This window comes from Flavobacterium tistrianum (genome assembly GCF_003254545.1).
Classification (GTDB): domain Bacteria; phylum Bacteroidota; class Bacteroidia; order Flavobacteriales; family Flavobacteriaceae; genus Flavobacterium; species Flavobacterium tistrianum.
Map to the genome: position 1 here is coordinate 166196 of NZ_QJRH01000064.1, position 24859 is coordinate 191054.

General features: G+C 36.0%; 15 protein-coding genes. 4 read left to right on the top strand and 11 right to left on the bottom strand.

From position 1 onward, the window contains the following. Positions 1-13 precede the first annotated feature (13 nt). The 8 genes from DMB71_RS06775 to DMB71_RS06810 all read right to left on the bottom strand — a co-directional run bounded on the left by DMB71_RS06775 (position 14) and on the right by DMB71_RS06810 (position 13372). Positions 14-6613, bottom strand: coding sequence for an MBG domain-containing protein (locus DMB71_RS06775; RefSeq protein ID WP_111364763.1), 6600 nt, complete (start codon positions 6611-6613; stop codon positions 14-16). A gap of 10 nt (positions 6614-6623) precedes the next feature. Next, entirely contained in the window at positions 6624-7565 is a 942-nt protein-coding gene (locus DMB71_RS06780; protein WP_111364765.1) for a formyltransferase family protein, read from the bottom strand. Continuing rightward, positions 7562-8692: a type 1 periplasmic-binding domain-containing protein gene (locus DMB71_RS06785; protein WP_162614793.1), complete on the bottom strand. Its 1131-nt coding sequence runs from the start codon at positions 8690-8692 to the stop codon at positions 7562-7564. Before DMB71_RS06785 ends, DMB71_RS06780 begins: the two co-directional genes overlap by 4 nt. 59 nt (positions 8693-8751) lie before the next feature. Next, entirely contained in the window at positions 8752-9294 is a 543-nt protein-coding gene (locus DMB71_RS06790; RefSeq protein ID WP_111364768.1) for a phage tail protein, read from the bottom strand. Between the two features lie 15 nt (positions 9295-9309). After that, positions 9310-9849: a phage tail protein gene (locus tag DMB71_RS06795; RefSeq protein WP_204251769.1), complete on the bottom strand. Its 540-nt coding sequence runs from the start codon at positions 9847-9849 to the stop codon at positions 9310-9312. Between the two features lie 43 nt (positions 9850-9892). Then, positions 9893-10432 carry a phage tail protein gene (locus tag DMB71_RS06800; protein ID WP_111364771.1) on the bottom strand — a complete coding sequence of 180 codons (540 nt, stop codon included), beginning with the start codon at positions 10430-10432 and terminating at the stop codon, positions 9893-9895. A 234-nt stretch (positions 10433-10666) separates the two neighbouring features. Beyond that, a complete protein-coding gene (locus DMB71_RS06805) occupies positions 10667-13021 on the bottom strand; it encodes a mechanosensitive ion channel family protein (protein ID WP_111364772.1) in 2355 nt (784 codons plus the stop codon). 102 nt (positions 13022-13123) lie between these two features. Then, complete coding sequence (locus tag DMB71_RS06810; protein WP_111364774.1) at positions 13124-13372, bottom strand: hypothetical protein; 249 nt, start codon at positions 13370-13372, stop codon at positions 13124-13126. A 90-nt stretch (positions 13373-13462) separates the two neighbouring features. Here DMB71_RS06810 and DMB71_RS06815 point away from each other — a divergent pair, with 90 nt between their 5' ends. The 4 genes from DMB71_RS06815 (at position 13463) to DMB71_RS06830 (ending at position 19800) form a co-directional block, all read left to right on the top strand. Continuing rightward, positions 13463-13759, top strand: a complete 297-nt coding sequence (locus DMB71_RS06815) for a winged helix-turn-helix transcriptional regulator (RefSeq protein WP_111364775.1) — start codon at positions 13463-13465, stop codon at positions 13757-13759. 191 nt (positions 13760-13950) lie between these two features. Continuing rightward, the gene (locus tag DMB71_RS06820) at positions 13951-14211 is read left to right on the top strand and encodes a hypothetical protein (RefSeq protein WP_239452943.1); all 261 of its coding nucleotides are present in this window, start codon (positions 13951-13953) and stop codon (positions 14209-14211) included. A gap of 80 nt (positions 14212-14291) precedes the next feature. Then, positions 14292-18668: a CusA/CzcA family heavy metal efflux RND transporter gene (locus DMB71_RS06825; RefSeq protein WP_111364779.1), complete on the top strand. Its 4377-nt coding sequence runs from the start codon at positions 14292-14294 to the stop codon at positions 18666-18668. A 1-nt stretch (position 18669) separates the two neighbouring features. After that, positions 18670-19800, top strand: coding sequence for an efflux RND transporter periplasmic adaptor subunit (locus DMB71_RS06830; RefSeq protein WP_111364781.1), 1131 nt, complete (start codon positions 18670-18672; stop codon positions 19798-19800). 330 nt (positions 19801-20130) lie between these two features. Here the strand turns inward: DMB71_RS06830 and pdeM are convergent, their stop codons facing one another. Genes pdeM through DMB71_RS06845 form a run of 3 tightly spaced genes read right to left on the bottom strand, consistent with a single transcriptional unit; the run spans position 20131 to position 24835 of the window. Beyond that, positions 20131-20769 carry a ligase-associated DNA damage response endonuclease PdeM gene (gene pdeM / locus DMB71_RS06835; protein ID WP_111364782.1) on the bottom strand — a complete coding sequence of 213 codons (639 nt, stop codon included), beginning with the start codon at positions 20767-20769 and terminating at the stop codon, positions 20131-20133. A gap of 5 nt (positions 20770-20774) precedes the next feature. Beyond that, entirely contained in the window at positions 20775-23234 is a 2460-nt protein-coding gene (locus DMB71_RS06840) for a ligase-associated DNA damage response DEXH box helicase (RefSeq protein ID WP_111364784.1), read from the bottom strand. Beyond that, positions 23234-24835, bottom strand: coding sequence for an ATP-dependent DNA ligase (locus DMB71_RS06845; protein ID WP_111364786.1), 1602 nt, complete (start codon positions 24833-24835; stop codon positions 23234-23236). The genes DMB71_RS06840 and DMB71_RS06845 overlap by 1 nt, the downstream gene beginning before the upstream one ends. Positions 24836-24859: the final 24 nt, after the last annotated feature.

Consider the following 24859-nt stretch of genomic DNA (forward strand, 5'->3'; position numbering starts at 1 on the left):
TTAAATCTCATTTTTATTTAACCAATAAGTTGATTGTCTTTAGCTGACCATCAGCCAGTTTAAGAACAACAATGTATAAGGCTGTCTGCGAAGGAGCGGTAATTTGATTTTTGGCTTTTACATTTGAAATAGTCTGCACTAATTTTCCTGCGATGTCATAAATAACTACCTCAGATCCGCTTAGTTGAGATTCGCTAAAATCACATTCTAAAGTAAATTCACTTCCTGGTCTAACTGGGTTTGGATAGATTTTGATTTTTTTGCTGAAAACCGTTCCAGTACTTTCAATTGGACATGATTTGATTGAATTTCCGTTTTTGTCTTTTGCAATTACGTGATAAGTACCGTTTAAAGGTAGTACTTCGCTATAATATTGACGAGTTGCGCCAGAAATGGCTGCTCCGTTTTTGTACCATTGCCAAGCCACATAATTATTTGATCTATTATCAAAGAATAGAACATTTGCCCATTGCTGTATAACAAGTCCAGATTGGCTTATTTCTATTGGTTTCACAACGGCTGTAGCGGCATTATGATTCTGATCACCATTTTGCGTTGCTGTAATGGTAGAATTTCCTGATCCTGTAATATTTAAAGTTGATCCAGAAATTGTTCCCAACGTTGCATTTGCAATGGCATAAGAAACTGGTAAACTGCTGTCTGTTGTAGCAGTTAAAGTTACGTTGTTTGAATCTGCGCAACCGAATTCTAAAGTCTGATTCCAAGTAATGGTTTGGTTTGCTTTAGTAATTTCAAATTCTGCTCCAGTAAATGCAATTACGTAATCTGCACCAGCATTAATTGTTCCTAGTTTAATGTTATATTTTCCAACATTTTCGCCTGCATCTCTCGAAAGAAAACCTGAAAGTATTGAACTTGTGTCTCCGTTAGCAAAACCTAATGCTGTATAGTTGAATACAGGATCTGCTGTGCCATAAACTTTTGTATGTCCTGTTGCTGTTATAGTAAGAGTATATTTTTGTGTTGTAAAACTTACTTCATTTCCATAATTGACAAAACCATTGCTATTTATTGCATACGCTCTAACGTAGTACGTTCTATTCCCTCTTAAACTAGATAAAGAATTTGTAAATGTTCCTAAAGTTGAAGTAACATTAATTTTAGTATCGGCTGTAGTTGGATTGGTATGTTGAGCATATACAAAACCTACTTCTGTTAAACAAGATCCGCTATCAGTGTTTATTCCATCAGAAGATGCAGTTCCAGATAAAGATGCACCTGTTGTGGTTATTCCAGATATAACTGCAGTGTTTAAATTAACTGGATTAGCAGGTTGAATTACCTCAACAGTTGCAGAAGCTGAGCATGAATTAGCATCTGTAACAGTTACAGTGTAAGTTCCAGCTACAAGACCAGTTGCAGTTGCTGCATTTCCACCTGATGGAGACCAAGAGTAGGAGTAAGCCCCCGTTCCGCCTGTTACACTTACTGTAGCCGATCCGTTATTTCCGTTATGACAAGATACAGCTACAGGAGTTGCAGTTAAGGTTAAAGGGTCTGGTTCTGTAATGGTAATGGTATTTGTTGTAGAACATGAATTTTCATCTGTAACCGTTACGCTATATATTCCTGCTGTAAGGCCTGTCGCTGTTGCTGCATTTCCTCCAGACGGAGACCAAGAGTAAGTATAAGCTCCAGTTCCTCCGGTTACAACTACAGATGCTGTACCATTATTGCCTCCGTTGCAAGACACATTGGTATGTGTGTCTGTTGCTGAAAGTACTGTCGGTTCTGTAATTTGTACAGACTCTGTTACAGAGCATCCGTTTTCATCGGTTACAGTTACAGTATAAGTGTTTGGACTTAATCCAGTTGCTGTTGCTGCAGTTCCTCCAGATGGTGACCAAGAGTACGTATAAGTTCCAGTTCCTCCAGAAGGAGTTACTGTTGCAGTTCCGTTGCTTGCCTGATTACATAAAACATCTGTTTTGGCTATTGTTGCGGTAAGAGCAGATGGTTCTGTAATAGTTAAGCTTGCCGTAGTCTGGCATAGGTTGGCATCTTTGACAGTAACTGTATATGTTCCAGCTGCTAAACCAGAAGCAGTTGCGGCAGTTCCGCCAGAAGGTGACCAAGAATAGGTATAAAGTCCTGTTCCTCCTGTAACATTTACAGTTGCAGTTCCGTTAGAACCTCCATTGCATGAAACATCAGTTTGAGATGTTGTTGCTATAAGTGCATCAGGTTCTGTTATGGTAATACTTTGTGTTTTAGAGCATGAGTTAGCATCTGTTACAGTTACAGTGTAAGTTCCTGCTTTAAGGCCAGTTGCAGTAGCTGTTGATTGAGCAGGTGTTGTATCCCATGAATACGTATATCCGCCAGTTCCTCCAACTACAGAAACACTTGCAGAACCATTGTTTCCTCCATTGCATGTAACATTTGTCTTGGCGCCTGGTGTTATTACAATAGCTGATGGTTCATTGATTGTAAAGTTTTTTATAATGGAACATCCATTGCTAGCAATAATTTTTACAGAATAATTTCCAGCAGTAAGATTATTTACTGTATCAGTACTTCCTACGTTTGGAGTCCACTCGTAGGTAAACGGTCCAGCAGCTCCTGAAGGAAAAACTGAAGCAGACCCAGTGTTTCCACCACTACAAAGTACATCAGTTTGGTCAGTATTAGCGACTAGAGTATTAGTTGTATTGATAGTAACATTTCTTGTAATAGAACAACCATTTCCATCTGTGATTTTACAGCTATAATTGCCTGGGGACAAATTAGTAATCACTCTTGTTGTAGCATTTCCTGGAGTCCATAAATATGTGAAATTGCCAACACCTCCAGAAGGTATTACCTCAGCTTCTCCACCTGTTGAACAAGTTGCATTTGTTGGAGATATGGTAGCATCTAATACTGAAGGCTCGCCTATAATGAAAGTTTTCGTAATAGAACATCCATTTTTATCTGTAATTTTACAGTTGTACGTATCAGCAGGAAGTCCTGTAGCTGTAGCGGCACTTCCTCCAGATGGCGACCATACGTAGGTATAGTTCCCAGCTCCTCCAGAAGGAGTTACAGTTGCTGTTCCCGTTGCCCCGCCGTTGCATAAAACATCTGTTTGAGATTGTGTGGCGGTTAAAACAGGCGGTTGTGTAATTTCAAAAGTATGCGAATCTTGGCAATTATTCTCATCTATTACAGTTACAGTATAATTACCAGCCATAAGACCATTTATTGTTGTGTTATGGGATCCAGTACTCCAATTGTAAGTATAAGCACCAGTACCACCTGTGACAGATATCGTAGCAGAACCATTTGATCCTCCATTGCAAGAAACATCGTTTTGGCTAGGAGTTATGATAAGCGCAGATGGTTCAGATATGGTAACATTTAATGTTTTTACACATTGGTTCGCATCTTTTACAGTTACAGTATAAGTTCCAGCAGAAAGCCCACTTGCAGTGGGAGTTGTTTGGATAGGATTAGTATTCCAAGAGTAAGTATAATTTGGTGTACCACCAGAAGCAATTACCTGCGCAGTTCCATTAGCTCCACCATAACAAGAAGTATTTGATACAGTGCCTTTCGTAAGCGTAAGAGGAGCTAAAGGTTGTCCTACTGTTACATTTGCAGTATTTGAACATAAATTTTCATCCGTTACAGTTACTGTATAAGTTCCTGCGACCAATCCTGTGATAGTAGCAGTATCTGCTCCATTAGACCAAGAGTATGTATAGTTGCCAGTTCCTCCACTTGGAGTCGCCGTTGCTTGGCCAGTAGTATCGCCAAAACAAGCTACATCAGCTTTAGACATGATTATACTAATATGATTAACAGTTAGAGTTGCATTACTTGAAGTAGCAGCCGGAGTACATGTACCGCTTGCGATAGCTCTATATTTATATCCGTTAAATGTAGCAGGCGCTCCAGTTATAGTCAAGGTAGAAGTAGTTATACCTGAGTAAGGAAGGGAATTTGCAACATCGACAAATCCTCCGCCTTGACCATTATCTACTTGCCACTTGTATGCTGTTGCATTTGATGCAGTTACTGAAAAAGTTGTATTGCCGCCAGAGCAAATCGATACTGATGAAGGATTTGATGTAATAGCAGGAGCTGAATTTACAGTAAGACTTGCACTATTTGAAGTAGCTGGTGGAGTACAGGTTCCAGATGCAACAACTCTATATGAATACCCGTTCATTGCCACTGTTGCTCCAGTTATTGTAAGAGTTGCGTTAGTTGCTCCAGAATAAGGGGCACCGTTTGTTATATCGACAAATCCTGCACCATCACCTTTGTCTACTTGCCATTGATATCCTGTAGCATTAGAAGCATTAGCAGTAAAAGTAGTATTAGCTCCTTGACATACAGAGCTTGCAGAAGGCTGTGCTGTTATAGAAGGCGCAGAATTTATTGTTAAGTTTACATTAAATGAAGTTGCGGTAGGAGAACATCCTCCTGTCACTACTACTCTATATGCATAGCCACCTAGTTCGGCAGTTGCTCCAGTTATTGTAAGAGTAGAAGTAGTGACACCAGAAAATTGAGCATTGTTTGATATGGCGTTGAATCCTGTCCCTTTATCTACATACCATTGGTACCCTGTTGCATTAGATGCGGTAACAGAAAAAGCTGCATTACCTCCCAAGCAAACAGATGTTGATGATGGGTGCGCTGTTATTGCTGGAGCAGAATTTATTGTCAACAAAGCATTATTAGAAATAGCAGAAATACAAGTTCCTATTCCAGTTGCTATACCTCTATATAAATATCCATTCATTGCAGCTGTTGCTCCAGTTATCGTAAGAGTAGAACTAGTGACACCAGAATAAGGAGCACTATTTGGGACATCATTAAATCCTCCTCCTTGATCTACTTGCCATTTGTATCCAGTGGCATTAGATGCAGTTATACTAAAAGTAGTATTGGCACCTATACAAATTGTACTTGAAGAAGGCTCTGATGTGATGGCAGGAAGTGGATTTACCGTTCCTGATAGTGCTACATTTTTTGTTGGTATTCCTGTAGAAGAAATAACTAAATTTCCAGAAGGTGTTCCTGTAGCAGTTGCTGCTAGACGCACATATATGGTTCTGTTTATATTACCTGAAGAAGGTGTTAATGATAAATTAGTAATATAAGTTCCACCAACTGTTGTAGATATCTCATATCCTGTCGGAGGTGATAAATCTAAATTTGACGTTAATTGGCCAGCGGTTAAAACAAAACTTTGTGGAGGCGAGGCTGTACCAGCACAAGTTGTAAATCCGCTTAGAGAAGCTACACTAGTAGTAGCCCCAGGAGATTCTGCTATTGTAACGGGATACATTACAGAGCATCCTCCAGATCCGTTTGGAGTGCTGTCTTTAATAGTTACTACGTAATTTCCTGGAGCGAGTCCAGATGCTGTAGCTGACAAAATACCAGAAGGTGCCCATTCATAAGTATATGGTGGGGTACCTCCCGATGCTGTAACTGTTGCGGTACCATTGTTTGCTCCATAAGCACTAGGAGTGTTAGTTGCAATCGAAGGTGAAATTGCAGTTGGCACTGTTAATGTCGCTACATTAGAATTTACAGATCCCGAACCTGTTGCCACACAGCGATACTGATAACCATTCATAGCTGAAGTTGCTCCTGTAATTGAAAGCGTATTAGTAGTAACACCGGAATAAGGTGCTGTATTTGAGATATTTGTAAACCCGCTTCCTGTGTTAACTTGCCATTGGTAACTTGTAGCATTAAGAGCCGTAATTGAGAACGAAGTGTTTGCGCCAGGACATATTGTTTTGTTACTAGGGTGACTGTTTATAATTGGTGTAGTAGCAATATAAGTATATCCTGTTGGCAGTGTTTGTGCGGTTATTGCTTTTATCCAGTTTGCTTGAGTCATTAGTGCCGTTCTGGCTGCAGCAGCATTAAGAAATGGAGCTCCAGTACCATTAAATTTAGCTGATGTTGCTATAGTAGTACTAGATACAGTTCCAACATAAAAGGCACTAGTTCCATTCACGAGTCCAGGAGGAATAGTGGAAGAATTTGGCCCCGATGGGCAAGTAGGGGGAGGAGCTTCCCACCCAGCTTCAGTTGTGTTTCCATTACAAAAGGAATAGGAAATTCCAGAAATTAAAGTTACTCCTCCACCAGTGATTGAACCTCCGCCTCCTTGAAAGGCAATAATTTGATCGCCACCAGCTGATAATGATAATCCAAAAGTAATATTGCTTTCCGCACTATTGTATGCTACGGTTCCATTAGTATTTGAAGTAGAAGTGGATGTATCGTACGCAGAAGCGCTTAATCCAGTGATAGTGACTTCTGTTCCAGCAGCGAGTGCACTTGAGCATGTCCATGTGATAGTACCTTCTGTTGTACTGGTATTGGGAATGGCTAACCAGCCCGATCCAGTATATCCTCTATCTGTAAAACTAATTGTTGTAGTTGCGGAAATATCCTTAAGTAAAACAAAGGAAAATGAGTCACTAGAAGTAGGTGGAGTAGGATTAGCATCATATCCTGAAAAGGCAATATCTCCCGCACTCAAAGTAGTCTGAGAATTACCTAAGTAACTCTGTGTAAATATCCCTAAAAATAAGGCAATATTTAAGATTTTTTTAATTTTAGAGTAAAAATGTTTCATAATAAGCTAGTTAAATTATAGAGGCAAATTGCTCACCGTTTTTAAGACCAAAAGCGAGCAATTTATGCCCACTCATAAAACCTTCATCGGTATAAATAGTATTTATACGTAATTGTGTATTATTATAGCATTGTATAATTAGACCTTTATTTTCATTTATTTCTAATACAGTACCTGGCGCTTTGGTATTGTCTGAAGTTTCTTGTGTTTGTGAAACTTCCAAAAAGCGAATATTTAAACCATTCCATTGAGTATAAGCCCCCTTATTCCAAGGATTACAAGCATTTACCAAAGCCTGTATCGATTTAGAATCTTGTTTTTCCCATTGTATGGATACGTCAGTTATGTTTGGTTTTTTATAATATTTAGCTAACGTTTCATCTTGTGAATCTCCTTTATCATTTAAATTAAGCCTTGTAAAAAGTTCAGGCAATAGATAAGAAGCCAGATAAGATAAATGCGTGCAAAGCATGCCATGAGTTAAATCAGCATGAAGTGGAAGTGTTTTCTTTAAAATAATTTTGCCATTATCTATTTCTTTCTCAATGGCATGTACAGAAATTCCAGTTTCATTTTTCTGGCTTCTAATTGATTCAAAAATAGGGTCGGCGCCACGCATTTCTGGTAAAAGTCCGTAATGGAAATTATAAAACAAATTTGGGTTCTGATCAATAATTTCATCTGGAACTTTCCAAGAAAAAGTCATTGTAAAAATATATTTTAAGTGATTTATTTTTAAAATTTCTTTTATTTGAGGTATTAGTTTTGCTTTTTCAAACCAAATTAAATTGATGCCCGTGTTTGCGGCAAAAGCAGAACAGAAAGCTTTTACTTCTTCATTTTCGATAGGAACGGCTATTGTATGTAACCTACCGAAGCTATGTAATGTCTGTATAGCTGGAAATGCCATTCGGTTGTTACATAATACTACTATGTCTCGTATTGGACTCATGAATCTAAACAAGCATAAGAGTTAAACCATGAATTGGTAGTAGTGTTTTGAAGCGCCAGAATATGATGATAGAGACGATGGCGTTCTTCTTCCAGATTAGCAACTTCTTTTATATTCGTCAATATGCAATTTTCTGTTTCTTCATTTTTAGCTACTGTTGCGTAATATATTGGGGCTTCAGAGAATCCAGTATCAGGATTCATATAAACTCTTCCTCTAGGAGAATCAATAACGATATTATCTAACGATAGGTCATTTGAGTTAACTATAAATAAGGCAGCTTCCCAGCCTAAAAGAGAAAATACATTGGCCTTGTGCATTTTAATGCCATTTAAGGTCGTATTAAAAACGTCATTCTCTTTAGAGATTATATTCGTTGACCACGGTACAGCACAACTCCAATCATATTGAGGATAAGGAATTTTAGACAGCCAGATTTCTTCAGCAGTAAAACCGCTTCCATAAGTTTTGCTTGATGCAAGATTTTTTAATTTAGCAGATTCTCTAAAAAAATCTTCCGCCATATCGCCACAAAATGATGCTAAAATAGTTGTGTTATTATTATTTTCAAGAAACTCTTCTAATGGTCCCAAATTAAAGTCAGATCTTTGAAGAGCAGTCACATGATTGTACGTAATTTTCGCCCCCTTGTCTTCAATTGCAGTAGCAAAAGAATAGGAAGGACGATAACCTGCATCGTAGAAAGAACAGGTTATAGCAAAATTATTTTGTCCATCTTCAATAGCTTTATTTACTATTGCACGTGAACATAAACTACCCTGTAATGAGATAAAATAAACATTGGATAGTTTTTTTTCAGAATTTTGAAAATGATAGCCACTGTCCAATACAATAAGCAATTTCCCAGAACTTTCAAAAAGTGGCTGTACGTATTGGGCTGCTTCAGGATTGATGTAAGCAATAATAATATCTACACCATTTAACAGCAGTTGTTCACTGCAAGAATAAATGTCTTTATTATTTGCGCCAACACCTATACTAGCTGTTACGATTTCATGTTTATCATCTTGTCCCATTTTTTTTAATGAATATTTAAAACCATCCATTATATCAAATGACATAGAAGGATAAATAACAGATCTAGGCAAGAGTAAAGCTATTTTCATAAAGATTATTTTTAAAATAAAAATTACCCATTAGAATATCTAATGGGTATAATAAACGGTTAGTTTCTTGAGGGAAACACTCCCTGAAGGCATATTATATAATTCATTCCCAAATAAGGTTGTTGAACTGAAATAGGTTGATTGTTGCCCGTCAAATTTACTGTTACTGTAGGAACAACAGGTTTTAAAGCCGCATTGGCTGCTTTATTTGAATACAAACCTTGTAGGATCGCGAGAGTATTATTTGTTGCTGATGAACTGTCTCCTGTATCTGAGTAGGATGGCATTGCAAAAGATCCGCTTGCACCATGATTATGAGCAGGTAGATTAGATAAGAGAGCCGTTACAGAATTACTCCCCATTACAGTACCTAATTGAAATGGTGTAATATTTGCAGGAGTAGTTCCAGTTCCAGCAGGAATTCTTCCTCTAAAATCAGGCAAGCAAAAAGTGTTAATGCCATTGCCTCCAAATGTTGTTCCTAATAGGCTGAATAAAGCCTGGTTTGTACTTATGTTAAGGATTTGACCATAACAAAATGCCCAAGTTTTTGGCGCAAAGTTTGGTGCAAATAAACGAATTTCGGATATTGTTCCTTCCATGGTTCCTTTTTTTAGTTAGTTTCTACTTGGAAAAATACCTTGTACACAAATAATATAATTGGTAGCAAGGTATGGTTGAATTATGCTGAAAGGAATAGAACTTCCCGCGTTTTGAAGTGCCACTGTTGCATTTTCAACTTTTAGATCTGTGTCAAAACCTTGTGTTGAGTAAGCCTGTGGTAGTCCCGCTAATATATTGCCAGTAGGGGAAGCTAACTCTCCATTTGCGTTATCAGCAGGAATAGCCAATGAACCTGTAGCAATATGTGTATGTGCTGGCATTTGATTAATAGTCATCGTAACATTTTCTGTACCGCCAATTTGGCCAAGTACTATATTGGGTAATCCTGTACCTTGACCTGTACCTACTGGAACTCTGCCTTGAAGATCAGGTAGTTTAAATGTATTTTCACCATCACCGCCATATGTAGTGCCAAGTAAAGCATAAAGTGCGTCGTTGTTAGCAATGTCTATTGTTGCTCCATTGCAAAAAGCCCAACCTCTTGGAGCAAAATTCCCTCCAAATAAGCGGATCTCTCCTAAATATCCTTCCATTATATACTTTTTTTTAGGTTATAAATTGTTTGTCTTTTGAAGATTAATTACGAGCCGGAAATGTACCGTCTAAACATATAATGTAATTCATCCCTATAGAAGGTTGCATAATAGACAGTGGTTGATTTTGACCTGTAAGGCCTGTGGTTACAGTAAAACTAGCTGTTTTCAAAGTCGTATCACCTGGAAGTGTAGAGTACATGGAGGCTTTAGCCGCTAAAACATTACCATCTGGAGTACCAGAATCACCTGTGTCAGAGTAAGCGGGAATCTTAATAGTTGCAGCGGCGGTGTGATTATGTATTGGCAGATTTGAGAGTGTTAAGGTAACCCCATTTGTTCCTGCCATTTCTCCAAGTGCATATGGACTTAGACCATTTCCGTTTCCAAAGCCAATAGCTACTCGTCCTCCAAAGTCAGGTAAACCAAATGTTGTAGAGCCATTTCCACCATAAACAGTGCCAATTAAAGAAAATAGTGCAGTATATCTTTGTATGGGTAAAATTTGCCCGTTGCATGATGCCCAAGATCTGGGTACAAAATTTGCGGCAAAATGCCGAATTTCTCCAACTGTTCCTTCCATAATTTTTTTAAGATTTAATAAGTTAGTATTAGTTTTTTGATCGTGTTTTACTTAAGTGCTAAATTACTTTATAACTAAATTATGGGTACAAGGGTTTATACGTGTTTTTGCTAAAATACTATTATTTAACACTTTATCTTAAAAGTAAGAAAATAATTTCAATATTTTAATTGAAAAAAGAAAAGTTTTGCGCAATAAAAAAGGCAGTAATTAATTACTGCCTTTCTTTGCGTTTTAACTTGAGAATGTCAAGCCTTTATTTTTGAAGCTTACGTAAAGCTCTTGTCTTGCGGAACTTATCGTTTCTTCAGTTCTGTAAATACTACACCAGAACTTGATTAAAAGTTTATATTTTCCATCAGAAATTGAGCTGTAGTATATTTGTGATGGTTTTGAATTGTTTACTAGCGGAAGGTTGGAAAGTGTGTCATTTACTATCGTATTAATTTCTTCGGGAATCGTTTCTCCGTTAATTTCAAAAGTAATTTCAACCAATTTAAAATTGTCGGTATATGTCCAATTGGTAATATTTTGAGATAATAAATTACCATTTGGAATAATGATTTCGGCACCGTTTGGAGCATTTATTTTAGTTGTTCGCAATCCCATCGATTTGATACGGCCAGATTCTGAACTAATTTCAACAACATCTCCAACCTGAATAGGTTTGTCAAAAATCAAGATAATTCCCGATACAAAATTATTGACAATGTTTTGAAGCCCAAGTCCAACACCGACACCTAAAGCTCCTAAAAGAATACTCAGTTTATCTAAAGGCATTCCAGAAGCCGCAACAGCGAGGAGATAACCACTTATAAGGACTACTAAACGTGTAATAAGTAATTTTGAATGCTGTCTTTTGTTGATGTTTTCTTCGTTTTCATCATCAATTTCACCAAAGAAATACGCAACATATTTTTGAAGTAAGTGCGCAGCCCAGATAATAACAAAGAATAAAACGATATTACCCAGTGTAAATGTAATGCTTCCAATAGTGTTTGGGTGACTTAACAGTTTAGTTAAAGAAGCACGAAGCGACTCCCAAATATTCAAATTGGAAGCAATCACAATCAGCCACATATAACTAATCACAATGATAAAAGGTCTTTTCAAAGTATCTGATAAACTTTCGTAATCAAACATTTTTTCAATTCCTCTTTTTACTCTAGTGGTATAAATTTGAAGTAAAATTATTTCTAAAATAATCTTCAAAAGCACACTTAAAGCAACAATTTGAGTAAGCGATATAAAAGCTGTAAGACTTAACATATTAGAAAGAGAAACTCTTCCGAATAAATTATAAAGAATTGACAGAACATTTAGGCCAATAAAAATGATGCTTGCCCATTTGAAAAAGCCTTTTATATAAAGTTCTTCTTTAAGTGTTTTGATTTGAACTAAACCGTAACGGATTCCTAGAATATTTATAGCTACAAAAGCAAAACGCTGCAATAATCCAATCGTGATAAACAAATCTAAAAAACAAAGCGCAAAAAATAATCCTAAAAGGAAAAGCCAGTTTCTCATAGCAACGCCAGACCACTGATTTTTGAAAAGAAATATTAAAACCCCAAGCAAGAAAAGTTGAATCAATTCTAGAAACAGGGCAGGAGCATACAAATTGGTAACGACAGCAATATTTAAAGCTATAACCAAAACCGGAAGCAATGCACCGCGATTTAAGTATTTGAAATTTAAAAGCAAAAGGTTTTCGGCATAACCATTTGTTTTAAGGTATTTGATATTTCGGGAAATGTACCAAAACAAAAGTCCCATAAAGAAACACAAAGTGATAAGTCCGCCTGCTTTATAGCTTAGATAATAAGCCGCAACATTTTCTTCAATTATAATTTTTGCTTTAATATTGTGAGTTACCCTTTTTTTAGCTGCAGTGTCATTAATTTGCCATAAAGAAGGATATTCTTTCTTGAAAATACTTATTCCAGATTTTTCCAGTTTGCTTTCAACAGTTGCCAAAGCATTAGAAACCGAAATTTTTCGCTGTACGGTTAGTCTTTTTTTGTTGTTTAAAGTAGTCTGGTTTTTAGTCATCAAACTATCAGTAGCAACATATCTTTTTCTAAGATTTCCAAATTCTTTCTGGAATTGTTTGCGACGAATCGTGTCTTTTAATAAAGTAATTAACGTTTTGTCTTTGCGAAGATCAATTACACGTTTCTTGATGTTTTCAAGATTTTGATTTCGGTCATTGATGGCGTTATTTTGTTCTTCCAATTCCTGCTGAATTTCTTGAAGTACAATGCGGTACATCTGCTGGTTTCGCACATTGGGATTAGCTCCTTTTAAACTCGCTAAAATTAAATCTAACTTGCTTTCAGTACGTTTCATATCGCCAAAAAGATGACGGGTATCGCCCGCAAAATCAATATCATTGTAAGCAGATTCTAATACTTCTCCAGCTTTTTCAATTGCCATTAAGTAATCGCTGTCTGTAGCTGTCGTGTCGTTAAATAATCTTCCGCGACTTTCTTTTTTGATAGGCTTTTGCTCTTGAGCAAAGTTAACTTGCGAGAAAAAAAGAAGTAAAAATAAAGAGAAAAAATAAAGGGGTCTTTTTTGTATAATCATAATTTTGGGGCTTATATTGTGGTCCCAAAATTAAATTTTTTTAGTAGACTTTCAGTTAAGAAAAATTAAATTTAAACAATAACATGCTTCTTCATAAGGTTTTTACTCAAGATCTCTCGAAGTAATTTCTTGTTCAATTTCTTCAAGAGAATTAGAATGGCTAATCATAAGGAACGCCATCACGAAAGGGAATAATATTAAAATGAGAAATCCCTTTTTTAGAAATAGCAATAAAATAAGAATGAATAATATTATAGCAACTAAGATCAAGATTTTAATTGTAGATTGAATCGTTTTCTGCATTTTTAAAAGCTCTTCAATGCTCATTTCGCTTGGTTTCTTTGTTTTCATTTTCTATTTTTACTTTAGAATTACAACAAATTTTATTTAAAAAACTTTCCAAAACAATAAGTCAGATTTTTTTGACTACTCATAAAAATTATGGAAGAAAAAGAAACTTGCCCCGCTCAAAGATTGTTAAAAATGTTATCTGGAAAATGGAAGGCTGAAATTTTTCGTCTCGCTGTAGAATCTCCTCTGCGTTTTAACAACTTACTTCGTCAGATTCAAGGCTCAAACAAACAATCGTTAGCTACAGCCTTAAAAGAGCTGGAAGAAGAAGGGCTTTTGGAAAAAACTACAATTAAACTAAAACCTCTGCACATTGAATATTATTTGACTGAGAAAGGAAAAGCTCTAATTCCTGTTTTCCAACATTTGGAAGGGTTATCCCAATAAAACTAAATTGTTAAAAGATATATTCAAACTATTTTTTATAGTGAAAAATATATTATTTAAGCTAAATTTGCCTTGTGCGAAAACAAATTGTCTACATATTCATTTTTTTAATAGCTTCAAACAGCAGTTTTGTACAGCAGTTTTATAAGTTGCCAATATTGATTGAGCATTATCAAGAGCACAAAAAAATTATGGATTTAAGTTTTGTCGATTTCTTGTCAATGCATTATTGGGGAGAAGATATAAAGGATAATGATGCAGACCGCGATATGCAACTGCCTTTCAAAACGATTAGCAGCAGTTCATTTCACTTTGTTTTTATTTTAGATGACAAAGATTTACTTCCTGTTCCTTTTAATCTAGAATTACCGCAATTAAAAATCCCAACTTACAGGTCTAATCTACATTCAGATCCAAATTCACTTTCTTTATTCCGTCCACCGGTAGCATAAATATTTTTTTAAATTTTTATTGAAGTCGCTGAAATGTATTGTTTTCAGTCGCTCATCTATTATTTTTTAATTAATATAGTATGCTTAATAAAGTAATTCAGTTCTCAGTTAAGAACAAACTGGCAATTGGAATCTTTACACTGTTGTGGATTATCTACGGCGTGTACGAGGTTACCCAATTGCCAATTGATGCCGTACCCGACATCACAAACAATCAGGTACAAATTATTACGACAGCGCCTTCTCTTGGAGCTGAAGATGTAGAAAGGTTGATCACTTTCCCAATTGAACAAGCTATTAGCAATATTCCGCATCTTAAAGAAAGCAGAAGTATTTCTCGTTTCGGACTTTCATTAGTAAGTGTTGTTTTTGAAGACGATGCCGATGTGTATTGGGCCAGACAGCAAATTACAGAAAGACTGCAGCAAGTAGAAATAGACCGAAATGCTAACAGGCCAGAAATGGCTCCAGTAACCACTGGTTTAGGAGAAATTTACCAATATGTTTTAAAGCCAAAACCAGGGTTTGAAGAAAAATATTCTTTAGAAGATTTAAGAACAATCCAAGATTGGACAATTAGAAGACAGCTTTTGGGTACTGCTGGAATCGCCGATGTATCTACTTTTGGAGGAAAATTAAAGCAGTATGAAATTGCCGTAAATCCTGCAAGATTGAAAGCTCAAAATCTAACCATCAGCGAAGTTTTTACAGCTCTAAACAGCAGTAACGAAAACACTGGCGGAGCTTATATTGAGAAAGGCCCAACAGTTTCCTATATTAGAAGTACAGGTTTAGCTAAAAGTATTGAAGATATTGAAAATATTGTAGTTAAAAGCACGCAAAGCGGACTTCCAATTTTAGTAAAGGACGTTGCCGATGTCAAAATTTCTTCAGCAATTCGTTACGGTGCATTAACAACAGACGAATACGGAGAATCTGTTGGAGGAATCGTGATGATGCTGAAAGGCGAAAACGCGAATAACGTTATTGTCAATGTAAAAGACAAAATTGCCGAAATTGAAAAAATCCTTCCCGAAGGTTTAAAAATTGAACCTTTTCTAGACCGAACCAAAATGGTAGACAACGCCATTGGAACGGTAGAAAAAAACTTAATTGAAGGAGCTTTAATCGTGGTTCTGATTCTGGTTTTATTTCTTGGAAATCTAAGAGCCGGTTTTATTGTAGCTTCAGTTATTCCATTAGCCATGCTTTTTGCTATTATTATGATGAATACTTTTGGCGTAAGCGGAAATTTAATGAGTCTCGGTGCATTAGATTTCGGATTAATTGTAGACGGAGCCGTTATTATCGTAGAAGCCATTCTTCATCATCTTCATAGTTCAAAAAAATACAAAGCAATAGATTCTATTTCGCAAGAAGAAATGGATAAAGAAGTGACAGGATCTGCCGCACGTATGATGAATGCAGCAGTCTTTGGACAAATTATCATTCTGATTGTGTATTTGCCAATTCTTTCTCTGCAAGGAATAGAAGGTAAAATGTTCAAACCAATGGCGCAAACCGTTGCTTTTGCCATTTTAGGAGCTTTCATTTTGTCATTGACTTATGTGCCAATGGTTAGCGCTTTATTTTTAAGCAAAAAAATCAGCCATAAAAAGAATCTTTCTGACCGAGTTATGGAAAGATTAGAAAATGGTTACGAAGGTTGGCTTAGAAAAGCTTTAAGCATTAGAAAATCAATTGTTATTGGAGCATTTGTACTTTTTGGAATTGCAGTTTTATTGTTTGGAAGAATGGGAGGAGAATTTATTCCGCAATTGGAAGAAGGAGATTTTGCAGTAGAAACTCGTCTGCTTTTAGGAACGAATCTTTCTACAACAACAGAAACAATCACTAAAATTTCTAAAGAATTAAAGAAAGAATATCCAGAAGTTCAGCAAGTAGTTTCCAGAATTGGAAGTGCCGAAATTCCAACCGATCCGATGCCAATTGAAGGTGGAGATATGATTATTGTTTTAAAAGACAAATCAGAATGGACAAGCGCTTCTTCGTTTCCTGAACTAGCAGATAAAATGACTAAAACCGTTAAACGAATTGCGCCTGGAGTTACTACAGGGTTTCAATTTCCTGTTCAAATGCGTTTTAACGAATTAATGACTGGTGCTAAACAAGATTTGGTTTGTAAAATTTACGGAGAAGATCTTCAGAAGCTTTCAGAATATGCCGAAAAACTTGGAAACATTAGCAAAACAGTTGAAGGTGCAGCCGATCTTTATGTAGAAAAAGTAACAGGAATGCCTCAAATCGTAATTGATTACAATTGGGCAGAAATGGCGAAATACGGTTTGCGTGTTGCTGATGTGAATGCAACGATTAACGCCGCTTTTGCAGGTGCTGTTGCTGGAAGTATTTACGAAGGTGAAAAGCGTTTTGACATGGTAATTCGTGTAGAAGACAACGGAAGAAAAGGCATTGAAGACGTTAGAAATCTGTTGATTGCAACACCATCAGGAATGCAGATTCCGCTTTATCAAGTCGCTAAAGTAGATGAAGTGGAAGGGCCAAATCAGATTCAGAGAGAAAATGCCAAAAGAAGAATCATTGTTGGCTTTAATGTTCGAGGTAGAGACGTGCAGTCAATTGTAGAAGAATTGCAGAAAAAAGTAAATCAGCAAATCAAATTTGATCCAGGCTATTATATCACTTATGGCGGAGCTTTTGAGAATCTTCAACAGGCAAAAGCCAGATTGGGAGTTGCAGTTCCTGTCGCTTTATTGATGATTTTCGTCTTGCTTTATTTTGCTTTCAGATCGTTTAAGGAAGGAATTATCATTTTTACAGCCATTCCGCTTTCTGCGATTGGAGGTGTGTTTGCTTTATTCTTGCGAGATATGCCTTTTAGTATTTCGGCTGGAGTTGGGTTTATAGCCCTTTTTGGTGTTGCAGTGCTAAACGGAATCGTATTAATATCCGAATTTAACCGAATTCAAAAACACGGAGAAATCACAAATCCTTTTGATATAATCCTTTTAGGAACCAAAAACAGATTGCGTCCCGTTTTAATGACAGCGGCTGTGGCTTCGCTAGGATTTCTTCCAATGGCTTTAAGTAATGGTGCAGGAGCAGAAGTGCAACGTCCTTTAGCGACGGTTGTTATCGGTGGATTGGTTACAGCAACTCTTTTAACACTTTTCGTACTTCCAGCCATTTATTTAATGACCTACCACGCAAAAGGATTTTCTAAAAAAAGAAAAAAACACATGAATAATCTAACTATTTTATTGAGCATTCTTTTTATTGGTAATGTGGCAAAAGCGCAAGAATTACCAATTTCGCTTGACGAATCAATTTCAATTGCGATTCAGAATAACAGAACGATTAAATCGGCTAAATTAAACGAACAGTCTAAAAGCCATTTGCAAAAGACGGGATATAATCTTCCGCAGACGCAAATCGATGCCGATTACGGACAGTTTAACAGCGCACAGAAAGACACGAGATTTGGCATCAGTCAGACTTTTGCGTTTCCTACCGTTTACAGCAATCAGAAAAAAGCATTTCAAGCTGATTTTAATAAAGCAAAAGCTGAAGTGCAGCTGACTTCTCAGGAAATTAAAACCAGAGTCAGAAATGTTTATTATGACTATTTATGGCTTCAAAGCAAAAAAGAACTTTTGGTTTACGCTGATTCCATTTATAGAATTATGGAAAAGAAATCAGATTTAAGATTTAAAGCAGGTGAAGCCAATGTTTTAGAAAAAAGCGCTTCGCAATCTGCCAGACAGTTTTACAGCAATCAATTGGTAATGGTAAACAGAGATATCGAAATTGCTTTAAATTCGTTTAATGCCATTCTTCAAGATAAAGTTGAACATACTCCTAAAAAGCAAAAACTAAAAGCGGTTTTAAATCGTACATCAATCGAAAATTTAAAGACAGAAAATCTTCCTTCTGTTCAACGTTCGCAATTTGAATCGGAATCTGCCAAATGGAGATGGAAAACTGAAAGTGCCAAAATGCTTCCTGAAATTACTTTAGGTTATAATAATTTAAGCATTATTGGAACTCAAACTAATACTTCAGGTCAAGAAGTTTATTATGATAGTTCACAAAGATTTAATTATGTAAATGCTGGACTTTCAATCCCTATTTTTTTTACAAGTCAGTCAGAACGAAAAAGAGCCGCAAAAGCAGAGTATGAAAGTTATGCGGAGCTGTCTGAAGCTTTGAAAATTGAAGTAAAAACTAATATTGAAAACGCTGATCGAGAACTCAAAAAATACGAAGAAAGCTTGGCGTATTATGAAACGGACGGATTGAAAAATGCTCAAACGATTATCGAAGCTTCAAGCAGTCAATTGCAAAACGGAGATATTGACTATTTGCAATGGGTTTTAGTAGTAAATCAGGCCATTACAATTAAAAGTGAATATCTGGATGCGTTGAATGCTTATAATAAAGCAGTCGTGACACTTCAAAATCTAAATAACATCTAAAATGAAAAAATATATTGCAGCGTTTATAGGCGCTATATTTCTAATTTCTTGCGGAAATAAGAAAAATGAGGAAACTAAAAGTGCTGAAAATAAAAGCATTGATATTATCAAATTAAGTCCTGAACAAGTAAAAAACGCTGGACTAGAAAGCGGTAATCCGACTATAAAAAATGTCAAAGAGATTTTACAGCTTCAAGGAACTGTAACGGTTCCTCCAAAAAGTGTGATAAGTATTAGTATTCCGCTGGGAGGTTATGTAAAAAGCACAAATCTTATTGCGGGTATGAATGTTCAAAAAGGTCAGATTTTGGCTGTTTTAGAAGATATGCAGTTTATCGAACTACAACAGGATTATCTTATGGCAAAAGAGAAGTTTGAATTGGCTCAAAATGAACATAGAAGACAGAAAGAATTGAATTTAAACAAAGCGGCAAGCGATAAGGTTTTAGAGCAGATTACTACCGAAATGAGAACTCAACGAATTACAATGTCTTCGTTAGAACAAAAATTAAATTTATTAGGAATTAATGCTAAAACATTAAATGTAAATACTATTAGCAAAACCATAAAAGTCATTTCGCCTATTAATGGTTTGGTTTCCAAAGTAAATGTCAACATCGGAAAATATGTAAATCCGACTGATATGCTTTTTGAACTAATCGATAAAAAAGACATTGTTTTAACTTTAAACGCATTCGAAAAAGATGTTACTTCTCTTTCGATTGGGCAGAACGTGACGGTTTATGCAAATGCTTCTGACACTAAGAAATACGGAGCTAAAATTGCGTTTATCAATCAAAGTTTAAATGGAGATCGTGCGGCTGAAATTATCTGTAAAGTAAATACATATAATCCGGCTTTACTGCCAGGTTTGTTTGTAAATGCAGAAGTTGAAATTGAAAACCAAAAGGCATTAACCGTTCCAGAAGATGCCGTTGTGCGTTGGGAAGGCAAATTTTATGTATTTACAGAACTTGGCAATAACCAGTTTCAAATGGTAGAAGTGAAATCTGGAGTTAAAAACGAAGGCTATAATCAGATTATCTCTGATGCTATTTCTAGTTCTTCAAAAGTGGTCATAAAAAATGCTTACACTTTATTGATGTCTGCCATGAATAACGATGAACAATAATGTTTAATTTCTGATTGCAATTTAGATTAAACATGAAAACCCAGTAAATTTAGTTTTACTGGGTTTTTTAATTTAAATGTTTTTAAATCTTGAATTGCCTCCAGCTTTAGCTGGAGGATTTTAAATTAAATTATTAAAAAGGCTTTAGCCAAAATTGCGATTTGGCTAAAGCCTTCTGTATTGCAAATCATTTAACCTCCAGCTAAAGCTGGAGGCAATTCAAATTTAATTATGTTGCTAAATCCGACAGGTTTTTAAAACCTATAGGATTTTAGATTATACTTTAAGCGGATTGTTTTAAACGTTTGTTGGTGGTAATATTACATGATTTTAATTGTTTTTATTTATCAAAATAATTTCATCTCCTGCTATCGCAAAAACAGTATGCTCTGATTCAGGTTTCATAATAAATTTTCCTGTAAATTCTCCAAAAGCAGGTAGTATCATTTGGTTCTTTTTCTGGAAAAAACATTTCAGTTTTAAACTTTGAAGCCCTAATCCGCGTAAAATTATTCCTGGATGAATATGTCCAGAAAAATTGAAAAAATCTTCTTTTTCTGTGGGATGATGCGTAAACAGAAAATGGTCAATTTCTAGAGAATCAACAACAAGAATTCCAATTTCATAATAATGTTTCTGATCTATTATATCATGATTTCCTGCAACTAAATATGTTTCTTGATTATGATTGGAAATCCATTCTTCAAACAAATCCCATTCTTTATTTTTTGAACTGTGAAATAAATCGCCTAAAAAAATGATTTTTTCGGGTTCAAAATAATCCAAAATTTCGGTGATCTTCCTAAAATTTTCTGAAACGGCACTTTGCGGAACTGCGATTCCATGTTTTCTAAAATGTGTCACTTTTCCTAAATGCACATCAGAAATAATAATCGTTTTTTTTCTTTCCCAAAAAACAGCGCCGCTTGGATGAAGTATAAAGTTTTCGTTTTGTATTTGAATATTCATAAATATTATTTCATGTAAGACGCAGTCATTTTCTGGATTCTTTCAGCTAGAGTTTCGCTCGAAAGTTTTTCTCTTAATCGATCGGTGATAATTGGAAAACTAAAAGGAGTTGGTTTCAAACATTGTTTCCAAACAATTTTTTGATTTGCAATTCTTTCTAAAGCTAAAATTAAACGTCCTTCTTCCAGCTGATGTTCAAAGGTTTCGCGATACGCTTGATGCAATAATAAATTATCGGGTTCAAAATCTCTGAAAACTTCAAACAGCAACTGCGAACCGCTTTGCAAATGTTTTGTTTTAACCATTTTTCCTGGAAAACCGGTAAAGACTAATCCCGAAATTACTGCTATATCTCTAAACTTTCTTCGAGCCATTTCGGTTGAATTTAGACTTTTCTGCAAATCATGATGCACATATTCCGTTGAGAATAAATTATTGTCTAAAACGGCTTCTATATCTATTTCCTGATCCGAAAGCAATTCAAAACCATAATCATTATACGCCAAAGAAAAGGTGATGGATTGCAATAAACTAATTCTGAATGCCAATAAACTGGCTAAAGCTTCATGCACAAAACGTCCTTCAAACGGATAAAAAATAGCATGAAATCCTTCTCTGGTCTTAAAAGTTTCGATTAAAAATTCATCTGAACTTGGCACAATAGACTCTTTTCGTTGTCTTTTGAATAAAGGCTGTAAAGCTTTTAATTCTGGCGAAAGATTATCGGTATTGGCACGATATAATTCTTTTCGAAGCAATTCGCTCATTTGGGAAGATAAAGCCAAACGTCCGCCCATCCAGCTTGCAATTTTAGATTCTTTCTTCGGACTCGCTTTTTTAACCAAAACCTGCATATTCCTGATTTTGAATAATTCCAGTTTTTTACCAGCAAAAATAAAAGTATCGCCAGGTTTTAGTTTTGAAATAAACCACTCTTCAATCGTTCCGATATAACCGCCACTGACATATTTGACATTCATCACAGCATCACCAACAATAGTTCCAATCTGCATTCTATGATGCATGGCAATCATTCTGCTGTTTATTTTGTAACAGCCGTTTTCATCAATTTCAACTTTTTTAAATTCGTCATACGCATGAAGACTTTGACTGCCTTGAGTAATGAAATTTAAAATCCAATTCCAGTTTTCAGTTGTAATGGTTTGATAACTAAAAGTTCCTTGAATTTCTTTGAAAATTTCATTTGGATAAAATCCATCAGAAACGGCCAACGTATTAAGGTATTGAACCAAAACATCCCAGCTGTTTAAATACGGAACGCGATCTTCTATAACGCTGTTTTCAACAGCTTTTTTCAAAGCAGAAGCTTCTATTAATTCAATGGCGTGAGTAGCAAGGAAATAAATAACACTTTCCTTTCCGGGCTGATGCCCGCTTCGTCCGGCGCGCTGCATAAAACGGGCAACGCCTTTTGGTCCTCCAACTTGAATAATCGATTCGACAGGAGCAAAGTCAACACCCAAATCTAAACTCGAAGTGCAGACCACGACTTTTAATTCTTCATTCCGAATGGCATTTTCTACCCAAAGTCTGGTTTCTCTGTCAATACTTCCGTGATGCATGGCCATTTCCCCTGCGAATTCAGGATATTTTTCTAATAATCTCTGATACCAGATTTCGCAAGCCGAACGAACATTGGTAAAAATAAGTGTCGTTTTACTGGCTTTTATAATTTTTGCTGCTTCATCAATTAGATGCAATCCCATGTGTCCGCGCCATGGATACGTATCCATTTTTTCTGGGATAATCGAAACGACTTTTATCTTTTTGTTAATGACAGCTTTGATTAAAACAGAATTATGATACGCTTCAGAATCTACTCCAAGTAAAACTTCCTGCGCTTGCTGTAAATTTCCAATTGTGGCTGAAATTCCCCAAATTCGAATGTTTTTGGCAATGGTTTTCAATCTTGATAAACCTAATTCTACTTGAACCCCTCTTTTTGTTCCAAGTAATTCATGCCATTCGTCAATTACAATTGAACTGCAATTTTTAAAAATACTTGCATAACCTTTTGTTACCAAAAGCAATTGCAAACTTTCGGGAGTTGTAATCAGCAGATCTGGCATTTTTCCTTTTTGCTTAGCTCTTTCTGAAGAAGAAGTATCTCCAGAACGAATTCCAACCGTCATAGGAATGTCTAAATCTGTCAAAACTCGCTCTGCAGCTTGTTTTATTTCGACAGATAAAGAACGCAGAGGCGTAATCCAAATCGCTTTTAATCCTGAATTGTGTTTCGTCCTGTAATTCGGATTTTCTTTGATGTAGTTTAAAATAATGGGAAGCCAAAGCGCATAGGTTTTCCCGCTTCCTGTTGGAGCATTTAACAAGCCATTTTTGCCTTGCAGAAAAGCAGTCCACGTTTGCGTCTGAAACGGAAAAGGTTTCCATCCCTGACTTTCAAACCAATTATTGGCAACGGTAAATAACTGCTCTCTGTTCATTATGAAATCATATTTTTTAAATCTTCTATCGAATTGGCATCTTCAATTTTTTTGTCGTGTCGCCACCTTAAAATTCGCGGAAAGCGAGTTGCAACTCCGCTTTTATGTCTTTTGGAAAGCGCAATTCCTTCAAAACCAATTTCAAAAACCAATTTCGGCGTAACACTTCTCACTGGGCCAAATCGCTCTAAAGTATTTTTTTTAATAAAATCATCTACCATTCTAAATTCTGCATCGGTTAAACCAGAATACGCTTTCGCGAAAGTGACGAGTTCGCGTTCCTTGTTTTCATTTTCCTGCCAAAGGGCAAAAGTATAATCGGTAAAGAGATTGGATCTTCTTCCGTGTCCGCGCATGGCGTAGGTGAGGACAGCATCTATGGTTAGAGGTTCTATTTTCCATTTCCACCAATCGCCTTTTTTTCTGCCTACTAAATAGGGAGAGTTTTTTCGTTTCAGCATCAAACCTTCGCTTCTCATTTCACGAGATTTTAATCTTTCGTTTGTGACATCTTCCCAAGTCGAAAAATTGATTCGCTCTGAAAGCTGTAACGGAATTTCTTTGCCAATTAAAGTGGTAAATAGTTCTTCTAATAAAGTACGACGTTCTTCATACGGAAGATTCCGAATATCATTTCCCTGCCATTCCAATAAATCGTAAGCTTTAATAATTACAGGCGTATTTTTTAAAACCGAAGCGGATACATTTTTGCGACCAATTCGGGTTTGCAAATCGTTAAATGTTCCAATTTGATTGTCTATATAAGGAAGAATTTCACCATCAATAACAGTTCCGTCTGGAATATTTCCGATGAAAGTTTGAAATTCAGGATATTTATCGGTTACCAATTCTTCGCCACGGCTCCAGACGTAAATTTCATTATCACGAATAATGGTTTGAGAACGGATTCCGTCCCATTTATGTTCAGCGCTCCAATCTTCTGGATTTCCAAGATTTTCTAATTCTCCTTCAATTGGATAAGCCAAATAAAACGGATAAGGTTTCGATAAATAATCGCTACTTTTTTCATCCAAAATCAATTCTTGAAACGTAATCGTATTCGGATTCCAATCGCCCATTAATTTATAAGCCAATGTATCTTCGTCAATATTTTCGGCTTTTGAAAGTGCGCGTGTCATTAACTTCTGACTTAAGCCAATTCTGAAACTACCTGTTATTAATTTAGTGAAAACGAATCTTTCGTAATAATTTAAATTGAGCCAATTGGTTTGTAAGTATTCTTTTTTCTCAAAATCAGTTTTCTTTTTTAAAGCAATAATTTCTTGTAGAAATTCAGTCAAACTTTTATCGGAGTGTTCTTTTGTGGTAGGAATAACCAGCGCAATTGTTTCTGCCAAATCACCCACGATATGATAACTTTCTTCAAAAAGCCAAAGTGGAATATTAGCCAATTCGTTTGCCCATAAGCGCAATAAAGTAGTATTAACTGGTCGGGGAGGGCGACGGTGCGAAAGAATGGCAATTGTCCAGACTTTATCTTCGTCGCTTGCTTTTAGAAAATAATTAGTCAGCGCATCAACTTTTACCGATGTTTTATTAGAACTATCTAAGGTTTTTATAAGCTCGGCAAAGTTTTTCATTCTAGTTTTGAATTATGAATTATG

What these genes read in the sequence shown, in the direction of transcription:
- DMB71_RS06825 (WP_111364779.1), top strand. Translation starts at nt 14,292, where the DNA reads ATGCTTAATAAAGTAATTCAGTTCTCAGTTAAGAACAAACTGGCAATT.
- DMB71_RS06830 (WP_111364781.1), top strand. Translation starts at nt 18,670, where the DNA reads ATGAAAAAATATATTGCAGCGTTTATAGGCGCTATATTTCTAATTTCT.
- DMB71_RS06820 (WP_239452943.1), top strand. Translation starts at nt 13,951, where the DNA reads ATGGATTTAAGTTTTGTCGATTTCTTGTCAATGCATTATTGGGGAGAA.
- DMB71_RS06775 (WP_111364763.1), bottom strand. Translation starts at nt 6,613, where the DNA reads ATGAAACATTTTTACTCTAAAATTAAAAAAATCTTAAATATTGCCTTA.
- DMB71_RS06815 (WP_111364775.1), top strand. Translation starts at nt 13,463, where the DNA reads ATGGAAGAAAAAGAAACTTGCCCCGCTCAAAGATTGTTAAAAATGTTA.
- DMB71_RS06800 (WP_111364771.1), bottom strand. Translation starts at nt 10,432, where the DNA reads ATGGAAGGAACAGTTGGAGAAATTCGGCATTTTGCCGCAAATTTTGTA.
- DMB71_RS06810 (WP_111364774.1), bottom strand. Translation starts at nt 13,372, where the DNA reads ATGAAAACAAAGAAACCAAGCGAAATGAGCATTGAAGAGCTTTTAAAA.
- DMB71_RS06785 (WP_162614793.1), bottom strand. Translation starts at nt 8,692, where the DNA reads ATGAAAATAGCTTTACTCTTGCCTAGATCTGTTATTTATCCTTCTATG.
- pdeM (WP_111364782.1), bottom strand. Translation starts at nt 20,769, where the DNA reads ATGAATATTCAAATACAAAACGAAAACTTTATACTTCATCCAAGCGGC.
- DMB71_RS06845 (WP_111364786.1), bottom strand. Translation starts at nt 24,835, where the DNA reads ATGAAAAACTTTGCCGAGCTTATAAAAACCTTAGATAGTTCTAATAAA.
- DMB71_RS06840 (WP_111364784.1), bottom strand. Translation starts at nt 23,234, where the DNA reads ATGAACAGAGAGCAGTTATTTACCGTTGCCAATAATTGGTTTGAAAGT.
- DMB71_RS06805 (WP_111364772.1), bottom strand. Translation starts at nt 13,021, where the DNA reads ATGATTATACAAAAAAGACCCCTTTATTTTTTCTCTTTATTTTTACTT.
- DMB71_RS06780 (WP_111364765.1), bottom strand. Translation starts at nt 7,565, where the DNA reads ATGAGTCCAATACGAGACATAGTAGTATTATGTAACAACCGAATGGCA.
- DMB71_RS06790 (WP_111364768.1), bottom strand. Translation starts at nt 9,294, where the DNA reads ATGGAAGGAACAATATCCGAAATTCGTTTATTTGCACCAAACTTTGCG.
- DMB71_RS06795 (WP_204251769.1), bottom strand. Translation starts at nt 9,849, where the DNA reads ATGGAAGGATATTTAGGAGAGATCCGCTTATTTGGAGGGAATTTTGCT.